The sequence below is a fragment of the Allobosea sp. TAB14 genome (assembly GCF_052113865.1).
Lineage (GTDB): Bacteria > Pseudomonadota > Alphaproteobacteria > Rhizobiales > Beijerinckiaceae > Allobosea > Allobosea spartocytisi.
The window spans coordinates 1-11,504 of the sequence record NZ_JBFRDQ010000008.1; the positions used below are offsets into that span (position 1 = coordinate 1).

At 64.3% G+C, this 11,504-nt stretch carries 8 protein-coding genes and 2 pseudogenes; 3 read left to right on the top strand and 7 right to left on the bottom strand.

Translation table 11 applies throughout. The annotated features are described in order from the left end of the window. Positions 1 to 392: 392 nt before the first annotated feature. Positions 393 to 662, top strand: a pseudogene (locus AB4Y99_RS02210) (FCD domain-containing protein); the annotation flags it as partial. 499 nt (positions 663 to 1,161) lie between these two features. On the opposite strand, the pseudogene AB4Y99_RS02215 reads toward AB4Y99_RS02210, so the two are convergent. Together AB4Y99_RS02215 and AB4Y99_RS02220 are read right to left on the bottom strand one after the other, a co-directional pair. Beyond that, positions 1,162 to 2,035 (bottom strand): annotated as a pseudogene (locus tag AB4Y99_RS02215) (SLC13 family permease). A gap of 6 nt (positions 2,036 to 2,041) precedes the next feature. After that, positions 2,042 to 3,355, bottom strand: coding sequence for an MFS transporter (locus AB4Y99_RS02220; RefSeq protein WP_441522204.1), 1,314 nt, complete (start codon positions 3,353 to 3,355; stop codon positions 2,042 to 2,044). 620 nt (positions 3,356 to 3,975) lie between these two features. On the opposite strand from AB4Y99_RS02220, the gene AB4Y99_RS02225 reads away from it, so the two are divergent. After that, positions 3,976 to 4,947 carry an alpha/beta hydrolase gene (locus AB4Y99_RS02225; protein WP_112761609.1) on the top strand — a complete coding sequence of 324 codons (972 nt, stop codon included), beginning with the start codon at positions 3,976 to 3,978 and terminating at the stop codon, positions 4,945 to 4,947. A 155-nt stretch (positions 4,948 to 5,102) separates the two neighbouring features. Here the strand turns inward: AB4Y99_RS02225 and AB4Y99_RS02230 are convergent, their stop codons facing one another. The 5 genes from AB4Y99_RS02230 to metC form a co-directional block, all read right to left on the bottom strand. Next, entirely contained in the window at positions 5,103 to 5,882 is a 780-nt protein-coding gene (locus AB4Y99_RS02230; protein ID WP_441522205.1) for an amino acid ABC transporter ATP-binding protein, read from the bottom strand. Beyond that, positions 5,879 to 6,967, bottom strand: coding sequence for an amino acid ABC transporter permease (locus AB4Y99_RS02235; RefSeq protein ID WP_441522206.1), 1,089 nt, complete (start codon positions 6,965 to 6,967; stop codon positions 5,879 to 5,881). Before AB4Y99_RS02235 ends, AB4Y99_RS02230 begins: the two co-directional genes overlap by 4 nt. 1 nt (position 6,968) lies before the next feature. Continuing rightward, complete coding sequence (locus AB4Y99_RS02240; RefSeq protein WP_441522207.1) at positions 6,969 to 8,201, bottom strand: amino acid ABC transporter permease; 1,233 nt, start codon at positions 8,199 to 8,201, stop codon at positions 6,969 to 6,971. 27 nt (positions 8,202 to 8,228) lie between these two features. Then, complete coding sequence (locus tag AB4Y99_RS02245; protein ID WP_038362666.1) at positions 8,229 to 9,260, bottom strand: amino acid ABC transporter substrate-binding protein; 1,032 nt, start codon at positions 9,258 to 9,260, stop codon at positions 8,229 to 8,231. Between the two features lie 99 nt (positions 9,261 to 9,359). Next, positions 9,360 to 10,586: a cystathionine beta-lyase gene (gene metC / locus AB4Y99_RS02250; RefSeq protein ID WP_441522208.1), complete on the bottom strand. Its 1,227-nt coding sequence runs from the start codon at positions 10,584 to 10,586 to the stop codon at positions 9,360 to 9,362. A 229-nt stretch (positions 10,587 to 10,815) separates the two neighbouring features. Here metC and AB4Y99_RS02255 point away from each other — a divergent pair, with 229 nt between their 5' ends. Then, entirely contained in the window at positions 10,816 to 11,502 is a 687-nt protein-coding gene (locus AB4Y99_RS02255; protein ID WP_441522209.1) for a GntR family transcriptional regulator, read from the top strand. The last annotated feature ends 2 nt before the right edge of the window (positions 11,503 to 11,504 follow it).

Below are 11,504 nucleotides of genomic sequence, written 5' to 3' on the forward strand. Positions count from 1 at the left end.
CACTCAAGGATTGTGCCGAGCTCGCCGTCCAGCGTCGCAAACATCTCGCCCCGTTCCCGCCCCGGCGGCAGCACGATCGCCGCGATCAGCACCCACACCGCTCCCGCCCGCCTCTGGGCCACTCGGCGGGCATGATTTAGAGCTCCCGACTGGGCCGCTCCTGTTCGCGTAGAGGCTCGCCGCGCTCCGTAGAAGGTCGGCGGGTGCCGATAGGGGCGTCGGCGAGCAACAGCGAAGGTTCGCGCCACCGATCGCGCCCCGCCGCCTGCCGACCGTTGAGGCCGTCATGGTCGAGAAGCAGCGCATGGGCCAGCGCCGCCTGCCACATCGGAAACATCCGTGCGCGCTCAGTGCTGAGCCGATAGGCGCCGACGTAGCGGGCCAGGCTCAGCGGGAATCCCGTGCTGCTTGAACTGCCGGAGAAAGTTCTCGCCCGCATTTCGCTGGTCGATGCCCTATACCGACGAAAAAACGGCGATCAGTGCGGCGCCGATCATCATCGTCAGATCATTGAAGCGGTGGCTCGCGGGGACAAGACAGGTGCGATCGCTCAGATGAGCGAGCATCTCAACGATCTCGAGAGCCGGCTCGCGCTCGATGAGGCTCGGGGCGAAAGCCATAACCTGACTGCGGAGCTGGAGCGCTTTTCGGCGCGCTCTTAAAGTGGCGTGGAGCGAGCCGTCGGCGTCCACGGCCAGCCGAGAAGCGCGCTCATCCCAATCGATCACGAATGTCCGGTTCAGGGCAGAAGCTTCGACGTCGGCTCTTGACGCATCGCGCTCGGGTCCGTGGCGCTGTCTCAAAGATCGCAACGGAATGGTGGGAACCGTAACTCGGTTCCGGCTGCTCGCCTCATCAGCTCAATACAGAATCGCAGCACTTCTCAGGCAGGGTTTCTGCAACCGGCCCGATCAACCCCGCCACGCATCGCGTGATAGCACTCATGCGATTGACCGCATGCTGGACAGCTCCGCAGAATTCGTTTTGTCCGCGCCTGCTGGATCTGCCGTGCTGCTGACGTCTCGTCCGTCCCTACGGGTAGTCCAGTGGCAGGACTCTTATCGCGATTTCGCAGACTGGATTGGCCGCCCCGATGTGACTGCGCCGTTGCCCAATCTGAAATTTTCGATGCCCCATGTAAGATGAAACCGTTGATTGAGGCTACGAGAGAACGAAAACGCCGATCGCCAGCGTCGCGAGGGTGAGCGGCGCGCCGATCCTGAAATAGGTCCAGAAATCGATGGTGATGCCGTCCTTGGCGGCACGCTCGGCGACGATCAGGTTGGCGACGGAGCCCAGCAGCGTAAAATTGCCGGCGAGCGTCGAGGCCATCGCCACGACGACCCAGGCGCGCTGGGGATCGTGCAGATGCTCGATGAAGGGCTTCAGCACGAGAACCGCGGGGACGTTGCTGACGAGGTTAGACAGGATCGCCGTCACGCCGGTCAGGATCGCGGTGTTGCCGAGGTCGAGGCGGGTGGCCTGCGCCAGCAGGTCGGGCGTCAACACAGCGTGCTCAAGCCCCCGCACCACGACGAAGAGCCCGGCGAACATCAGCAGGAGTGGCCCGTCGATCTCGGCATAGACCCACGGCGATGAGATAGGGCACCGGGTTGCGGTCGAGCGCGCGGGTCAGCGTGATCACGATCGGCGCCATCACCAGGCAGATCGCGTCGTTGACGAGGAAGGCCGAGAGCACGCCGGTCGTCATCACCACGACCGCAAGCAGCAGCACCGGATGCCGCGCCCGGCCGGCGGCCCAGCCGGTGACCATGCGGAAGAAGCCCGAGAGCCGCAGATTGGCGACGACGATCATCATGCCGAGCAGCAGCGTGATGGTATCGAGGTCGATCGCGCGATAGGCATCCTCGAGCGAGAGCACGCCGCAGCCGACCATGAGCGCGGCGCCGATCAGCGCCGCTCCCGCCCGGTCGACCCGCAAGCCGGGCATCCGGCCGATCGCAATGGCGACATAGGTCACGAGGAAGATCGTGATCGCGAGGATCTGTGTCGCGTTGAGGCCCCAGCCGGTCATGTGAGATCAGGCCATTCTCTCGCTCGCCGCCGGCGCCGGGCGGGCGCCGTGGTCGGTCGGCGGCTCATAGCCGCGGGTCTCCGGCATGGCAACGAGATAGAGGACGAGACCACAGACCGCGATGGCTGCGAGCGTCAAGAAGGCGATGGAATAGCCGGCGGTGACGATGATCACGCCCGCTAGCGAAGCGGAGAGCGAGGCCCCGACGCCCTGGACCGTCGCCACAGCCCCTTGCGAGACGTTGAAGCGGCCGGTGCCTCGCGTCAGGTCCGCCACCACGATGGGAAACAGCGCGCCGAAGATGCCGGCGCCGACGCCGTCCAGCGCCTGGACAGCGACCAGCCAGAACGGGTTGTCCGAGACGACATAGAGCGCGCCGCGCAGCGCCAGCACGCCGAAGGCGACGAGGAAGATCGGCTTGCGGCCCCAGGCATCGACTTTGGCGCCGACCATGATCGCCATCGGCACCATGACGCATTGGGCCGCGACGATGCAGATCGCGATCAGCGAGGTCGCCTGCTCCTTGCCGGCGACGCGGGTGAGCAATTGGCCGACGGAGGTGAGCATCGCGGCATTGGAGAGGTGGAAGATGGCGCAGATCAGCGCGAACAGCATGAGATAGCGGTTCTGCAGCAGGGCCTTGAGGCCGGACGGCTTCTCGTCGTCGACGGCCTCGTCGAGACCGCGGGCGAGATCGTCGTCGATCTCCTTCTCCGGAACCATCAGCATGGCGCCGATGCTGAGGACCGCGAGCACGGCCATGAGCCAGAACACCACGATCGGCCCGAAGAAATAGGCGGTCGCGCCTGCGATCGCGGCCGAGGCCGCATTGCCGAGATGGTTGAAGGCCTCGTTGCGGCCGATGCGCTTGGAGAACAGCTTCGGCCCGACGAGGCCGAGCGTGATCGCAGCCAGCGCCGGCGGGAAGATCGCGCCCGCGATTGCGGCGACCGATTGCGTGCCGACGACCAGGTAGAAATTGCTGATGAAGGGAAGCGCCAGGCACGACAGCGTGACCGCGATCGCGGAGGCGATGACGATCGCCGGCTTGTGGCGGCCCTTGTCGATTAGCGCTCCGGCCGGGGTCTGGGCGAGCAGGCCGACGATGCCGGCGATGGTCATGACGAGACCGACGGTCGCCTCGTTCCAGCCCTGCTCCGGGCCGCGCACGGCGATCAGATAGATCGCGAGATAGGGCCCCAACCCGTCGCGCACGTCGGCGAGGAAGAAGTTCAGAGCGTCGAGCCCGCGCAGGGCCTGCCGGGACGGCGAGCGTTCGCCCGATTTCGCTGAGGTGCCGGACTGGCTTTGCGTGGGCATCGGAGCGTCTCGCGGCAGGAGATGGGGATAGGGGCGAAGAGACCGTCCGGCAAGCGCCGGGCGGGGTCATGGCGAGGAAGTCTTTCGACGGCGCTCCCACAGGATGTGGAAACGGTCATCCCCGGCCATCGGCCACCGACCAATCTGACCGAGGTCGCACGATTCCGTGAACTCCTGGACTCGCTGCGCGAGCGGGTCGGACGCGCGATCCGCGCAGCCTCGAGATTTGCGTGGAAGACAGGCTTTGCGCCAAAGCTGCGGGCGTTTTCAAGCTGCCTGATCGGCTCGATTGAAGATCGGCAAACCGAGCTCGACCAGTGTCGAAAAAGCAAGCTCTGCTTTTGCCGACCTTCCGGCCGGCCGGAGGCGTCGGCACAGACCGTGCGATCGATGCTGTATCCGGTTGCACTCTTGCGAGCGATCCGCATCGAGGATCAATCGCTTCGGTATTTGCATTTCTGCTCAACACCGACACCCCCCATGCTCGCCGTCCGATTGGGAAAACCGGTCGGTGATGTCTGCCATAAAGGCTTGAGCAGGGAGGTTTTATGTTTCGTAAGTTCGCGACGGCTGCATTTGGGCTCGGTTTGGGGTTGGGGGGAGCGGCTCACGCGCAAACCATGCAGGAACCGCTCGCCCTACGGGCGATGGGCTCGTTTCATGTCGGCGGAAAACTCGTCGAAATTTCAGGACGCCAGGTCAAGGAAGTCGTCTTCACGCCTGGTGGCACACCGGCCAAGGTCGATCCGAACGGCACCTATCAGACCGGCCAGATGTATGTTCAGTATTTTCTGCCGCAGAAGGAGCGGGGCAAGGTGCCTCTGCTACTCTGGCATGGCGGGGGCATGACCGGCGTGAATTTCGAGACGACGCCCGATGGCCGGGAGGGCTGGCTCGAGTTTTTCCTGCGCAAGGGGTGGTCGGTCTACAACTCGGACGCCGTGGAGCGTGGGCGTTCGAGTTGGGCGATGTATCCGGACGTCATCCCCGGAGAGCCGCTCTTCCTCACGACCGCGAACCCGTTCGAGCGCTTCCGCATCGGGGAGCCGGCGGGCGGCTTCAACCCCGACCCCGCCAAGCGCAAATACCTGCCGGGCAGCCAGTTTCCGGCCGAGGGCTACGACAATTTCGTCAAACAGATCGTGCCGCGCTGGACCAGCACCGACCAGATGATCATCGATGCCTATATCGCCGAGGTCGACAAGGTCTGCCCCTGCGTGATCGCCTTCCACAGCCAGGCGGGGCAGTTCGGCTTTAAGGTCGCACAGGCCCGCCCCGACAAGGTCAAGGCGCTTGTCGCGGTCGAGCCTGCGGGTATCGGCGACCCGGCCAAGGCCGATGTCCTGAAGGAGATCCCGGTACTGATGCTGTTCGGGGACTATATCGAGCAGGATTCGCGCTGGCCGACGATCCGCAAGACCGCGACCGATTTCGGCGATCGCATCAAGGCGGCCGGCGGCTCGGTCGATGTCGTGAATCTTCCTTCCGTCGGCATCAAAGGCAATTCGCACATGATGATGATGGACAAGAACAATCTGGAGGTCGCTCAGCTGATCGACGACTGGTTGGCCAGGAAGGGCCTTGCCAAATAGGGGCTCAAGGTAAGCTCGGCGATCGGGCTTCGCCTCCCGGCCGCGCCTTTCGGGGCGGCCGGGCAAGCGCAAGGCGGCGCTGTCGAGCCCTTAGGCCGCTTCTGGCCCGCATCGACCAGCGGCGACGCGTCAGCGCGTGCGCTGGTCGACACATCTCAATGCTTCAGGACCTGTCTGAAGAATGCATGGGCTCGTTCGGTTTGCGGGTGGTCGAAGATGCGATTCGGTGCGCCTTCCTCGACCTTCCGGCCGTCGGCCATGAAAACGACGCGGTCCGCCACCGTGCGCGCGAAGCCCATCTCGTGGGTTACGACCAGCATCGTCATGCCGGTGTCGGCGAGTTCCAGCATGACGTCGAGCACCTCCTTGATCATCTCGGGATCGAGCGCCGAGGTCGGCTCGTCGAACAGCATGATCTTCGGCTGCATGCACAGCGCCCGCGCGATGGCGACGCGCTGCTGCTGCCCGCCTGAGAGCTGAAGCGGGAATTTCCGTGCCTGCTCGGGAATATGGACGCGCTCGAGGTAGTTCATGGCCAGAGCCTCGGCTTCCCGCCGGCGCGTGCCGCGCACCAGCATCGGCGCGATCGTCAGATTCTCCAGGATGGTCAGATGCGGAAACAGGTTGAAGCTCTGGAAGACCATGCCGACTTCGCGGCGGATCGCCTCCAAGCCGCGGGTGCGCCCGTCAAGCTCGACGCCATTGGCGACGATGCGGCCTGCATGATGACTCTCGAGGCCATTAATGCAGCGGATGAGTGTGGATTTTCCGGAGCCCGAGGGGCCGCAGATGACGATCTTCTCGCCGGCGGCGACCTCGAGATCGATATCATGCAGGACCTGGACGGAGCCATACCATTTGCACAACCCCTGGATGCTGACGGCAAGCGATGGCGCTTGGCGTGCCTCTTCCACATGATTTGCGAGAGCGCTCACGAGACATACCCCTTGTTCATCCGGCGTTCCATCAGGCGCGCATAGATCGAAAGCGCGAAGCCGAAGGCGAAGTAGACGAAGCCGACGAAGGTGTAGGCTTCGACATAGTATTTCCGCCAGACCGGGTCCTGCATGACTGCCGTTGTTGCAGTCAGGATGTCGAACAGGCCGATGATCATCACGAACGACGTATTCTTCATCGCGGCGATGACATGGTTCATGATGGCCGGAAAGGCGATGCGCAGAGCCTGAGGCAGGATGATGCGGCCGGTCATCTGCCAATAGCGCAGGCCCAGGGCCTTGGCGGCTTCATATTGCCCCTCCGGCACGGCCTGCAGGCCTCCGCGGATCGTCTCGGCCTGGTAGCACGCGAAGAAGATTGCGATGCCGATGGTCACGCGCAACAGCTTGTCGACGTTCGTGCCGGCCGGCAGGAACAGCGGGAAGACATTGACCGCGACGAAAAGGATCGTGATCAGCGGCACCCCGCGCAGCGTTTCGATCAGCACGACGCTGACGGAGCGCAGCAGCGCCAGATGCGAGCGCCGGCCGAGCGCGAGCAGCACCGCGATCGGGAAGCCGAGGATCACGGTTCCGGAGAACATGATCATCGTCAGGGCGAGGCCGCCCCATTCGGTGGTCGGCACGATGCGCAGCGGCCCGATTCCACCATACATCAGCGCGCCGATGACGAAGACGGTGATCGTCCAGAGCGGGACCAGCAGGCGCAGCGACCAGAACCGCGGCGTCAGCGTGACGATGACGGTGATCAGGTAGAGGGCCACGGCCAGGGTCGGGCGCCATTGCTCGTCGAATGGGTAGAGCCCGAACAGGATGACCCGGTGCTTTTCCGCGATCACCGCCCAGCAGGCGCCGAAAGCATCGCGGCAACTCTCCGGCCCGGTGGAGACGAACACGGCATCGAAGATCGCCCAATTCGCGATCTTGACGCAGATCGGTACCACCAGAGCCAGGGTCGCAAAGCTCAGCAAGATGTGGAACGGCGAAGGCCATACACGCTCGCGGAGCCACCAGTCGAGAGCGTTGCGGCGGCCGCTCACCAGCGGCTGAAGTGTATTGGCCATCTCAGCGCCCCTTCAACGCGACGCGGCTGTTGTAGAAGTTCATGAGCAGCGACGTGATCAGGCTCAGCGTGAAGTAGATCAGCATCATGATCGTGACCATTTCCATCGCCTGTCCGGTCTGGTTCATGACGGTGTTGCCGATGTTCACGAGTTCGGGATAGCCGATGATGACGCCCAGCGAGCTGTTCTTGGTCAGGCTGAGGAACTGGCTCGACAGCGGCGGCACGATCACGCGCAGCGCCTGCGGCAGGACGATGCGGGTCATGATCGAAAATGGGTGCAAACCGAGCGCGCGTGCCGCCTCGACCTGGCCTTTCGGCACAGCCTGAATGCCTCCGCGAACGATCTCGGCGATAAAGGCGCCGGTGTATATCGTCAGGCCGATGGCCAAAGCGAAGAACTCGGGCGAGAGCGTCAAACCACCCGTGAAGCCGAAACCACGTCGCTGCGGGATATCGGGCGTGAACTGGGCGCCCGTTACGAGCCAGGTCAGAAGCGGCAGCGCGACAAGCACGGCCAGCGCCGGTACGATCGGTTCGACATATCGGCCCGTGCGCTCGCCATAGCGGCGTGCCAACCGCGCCGCGGCGAATGCGGAAAGCACGGCGACGCCGAGAGCGATCATGATCGTCCCGCCGGAGGTGCCGAAGCCGGGCAAGGGCACTGTCAATCCGCGGTTACTGATGAAGCCGATGCCGAGCAGATCATGCGCCTGCCGCGGCGGCGGCAGGTTACGGATGATCGAAGACCACAGCAGGACATGCAGGATGATCGGCACGTTCCGCGCCAGCTCCACATAGGTGCCGGCGAGCGTCGAAATCACCACATTGCGCGAGGCCCGGGCCACGCCCGCGGCGACGCCGAGCACAGTGGCGAACACGATGGCGACCGCGGCGACGCGGAGGGTGTTGAGTACGCCGACCAGCAAGGCTCGGCCATAGGTATCGCTGGCACTATAGGGGATCGGCGACTCGCCGATATTGAACCGCGCTAGCTGCTCCAGGAAGCTGAAGCCGGTGGCGATGTTCTGCCGCTGGAGGTTCTCGGAGACGTTGCTGTAGAGCGCATAGATGCCCAGCGCGAGCAAGATTGCGAGGCCGGCCTGATAGATCAAGCCCCGTGTGAAAGGATCGCCCCAGCTCAGCCTGCGGCGCGGCGGTTTTGCGGCCTGCCGGGCGCGTATATCGGCCCGTATCGGCCCGCTGGCCGCGAGGCTCCGGTCAATGCTCGTCATGTCTTGTTACCCCGCGGCGCGGACGCGTCACTTGACCGGGAGCCCGTAGAGCAGTCCGCCCTCGGTCCAGAGCTTGTTGTGTCCGCGCGGCAGCGGCAGTTTCGTCTTGTCGCCGAAGTGGCGCTCGTAGATGTCCCCGTAGTTGCCTACGGACTTGACGACCCAGTAGAGCCATTTCTTGTCGAGCCCGAGCTTGGGGCCGTAATCACCGGTGACGCCGAGAAGGTCCTGGACATAGGGGTCCTTGGACTTCGTCATCTCGTCGACATTGGCTTGGCTTACCTTGTTTTCTTCGGCCTCCATCAGGCCGTACATCACCCATTTCACGATGTCGTACCATTGGTCGTCACCGTGACGGACGGCGAGTGCGAGCGGCTCCTTGGAGAAGGTCCCTTCGAGGATGACATGCTCCTCGGGCTGCGGCGCGTCGTACATCCGTACGCCCGGCAGCGCGTCGCGATCCTTGGCGAGTGCATCGCAGCGGCCGGCGACATAGGCGCTGGCGAGCTCCTTGTTGTTCTCGATCACGATCGGCGTGTATTTGAGCCCATGCTGGGTGAAGAGCCTGGCGACGGCCTGCTCGGTCGTGCTGCCGGGCGCCATGCAGATGGTGGCGCCGTTCAGATCCTCGACCGTCTTCACGCCGGCATCCTTGCGGACCATGAAGCCGAGGCCGGTATAGAAGACCGGCGGCGAGAAATTGAGTCCGAGCGCGGTATCGCGCGTCAAGGTCGCCGTCGTATTGCGCGCCAGCACGTCGACTTCGCCGGCCTGAATAGCGGGGAATCGTTGCTGGCTCGACAGCGCGACGAAGCGGACCTTTTCACCGCTGCCGAAGATCGCCGCACCGAGTGCCCGACAAAGATCGACCTCGAAGCCGGACCAGCGCCCCTTGTCGTCGGGAGCGGCGAAGCCGTAGCGGCCCGGATGGGCGCCGCAAAGGACTTCGCCGCGCTCGCGAATGGCCTTGAGCGTGTCGCCCTGGCCAGCCTCGGCCGGAAGAATGGCGGTGCAGAGAAGGGCGGCGATGGCGCCGGCGAAACCGAATGCGAAACGCATATTCTGACTCCCCTTGTTATGAAGCGGCCCTGCGGAGCGCGGCGACCAGCGACGCCGCCATCCGCATGTCCCTGCGCATAGGCGTGCGAGATTCCTCGTTCAGCGACCGAGCCGCTCAAAACCCCGTTCGAGATCGTCGATCAGGTCGGAAACGTCCTCGAGGCCGACATGCACGCGCATACACTGGCCAGGTTCGCGCCAGGTCGTGGCCGAACGCAGGATGCGCGGATCGGTGGGAAGCAGCAGGCTTTCATAGCCGCCCCAGCTCGATCCCATGCCGAACAGGCGCAGACCGTCGACCATCGCCGCCAGCCGCCGGCGGTCCGTCTCGCGGATGACGAAGCCGAACAGCCCGGACGCGCCGGTGAAATGCGTCTTCCAAAGTTCGTGGCCGGGGTCGGTCTGAAGAGCCGGATACATGACGCGCGTCACTTCGGGCCGCTTCGCGAGCCAGTTGGCCAGTTCGAGCGCGTTGGCGTGGTGCTGCCGCATCCTGACCGAGATGGTGCGCAGACCTCGTTGCGCGAGATAGGCATCGTCCGGACCGACACAGATGCCGAGCCGCTGCGCGAAGCCCTTGACGCGCTCATAGCTCGTCTCGGAGCACGAGATCGTGCCGAGCATCAGGTCGGAATGACCTGAAATATATTTCGTGCCGGCCTGGACGGAGATGTCGACGCCCAGCGTCAGCGGCTTGAAGAAAACGCCGCCGGACCAGGTGTTGTCGACGACGGTTACGATGCCTCGCGGCCTGGCCGCGGCGACGATGGCCGTGATGTCCGTCATCTCGAATGTCAGCGACCCAGGCGCCTCCATCCAGATCAGCCGCGTGTTCGGCTTGATCAACCTGTCGATACCGGAGCCGACCAGCGGATCGTAGAATTCGACCTCGACGCCGAAGCGGCGCAGGACGTCGTTACCGCAGTGACGACAGGGCCCGTAGACATTGTCTGCGATCAAGACGTGATCGCCGGGATCCAGATGGGCGAGCAGCGTCGTGGAAATGGCATTGGCGCCGGACGGGGTAAGCACTGTGCCGGCCGCCTCTTCCAGCGCCGAGACCGCATCCTCCAGCGCGAAGGTCGTCGGCGTTCCGCGCCGACCGTAGCGGACCTTCGCTTCGGCCTTGGTGTCGAGCGCCGCCAGCGTCGGAAACAGGATGGTGGAGGCATGAAACACCGGTGGATTGACGACGCCGAAATGCGCCGAGGGATCGCGCCCGGCATGGCAGATGACGGTATCCGGGCCGAGCCTGCGGTTCCGGTGGCCGTCCGTCGCGGCGGCGGGCTGGCTCGAGGCGATGTCGGATGGGGGCGAAAGGCTCATGCGTCACTCTTTCCTGACGAGCCGATGCGAGCACGGACAGAAGCGCGCGCTTCTCGACATTCGGCATGTAAATGCATACAATTGCATTTTACAGAGTGCAATCAAATTTATCGCGGCCTTTCCTTCTGTCGCTGTGCGTCGCCTGTTCAGGCGGCGTCCTTTTGCATAGGAAGGAAGMAGCTGATCGGGCTGCGGTCGGGGTGCGGCATAACGGAGCCGAAGACAGACGATGACCAAGTTGCCGAAAAGGGCGTCGACCGGAGGTCGCGACCTCGTCTTTGATGCGTATGAGCGCATCCGCGCCCTCRTTCAGAAGGGCGAACTCGCCATCGGCGAGCGCGTGACGGAGATCGGCCTGGCAACGATCCTGGGCATGTMGCGGACCCCGGTGCATGAAGCCATCGCCAGGCTCGAGACCGATGGCCTGCTGACCAACGAGCCGCGCCGCGGCCTGATCGTCACCGATCTCGACCATCAACAGATTGTCGAGCTCTACTTCATGCGCGAAGTGCTCGAAGGCGCCGCGGCGCGGCTGACTGCGCAGGCGGCCAGCGAGATCGAGCTTGCTACGTTCGCGGGGCTTGTCGAGGCCGAGGCTGGCGCCCTGGATGACGTCCAGCGGATGTCCGAGATCAACCGCAATTTCCGTCATCTGCTGGCCCTGTCATCGCATAATCGCTACCTGCTGCGCAGCCTCAACCAGCTCTCGGTCACGATGTCGCTGCTGCCGACGCTGATCGGCGAGAACGGCCGTGCGGCCGTATTGCATCGGCAGCACCGCGAGATAACCGAAGCATTGCTGCGCCGGGACGGGCTGGCTGCGGAAAGCCTGATCAAGGCTCAGGTGCGCTCGTCGCAGCAGCATCGCATGAGCATCATGCTGCGCGCCCATGCGAGCACGGGTACGCGCGGTTGAAC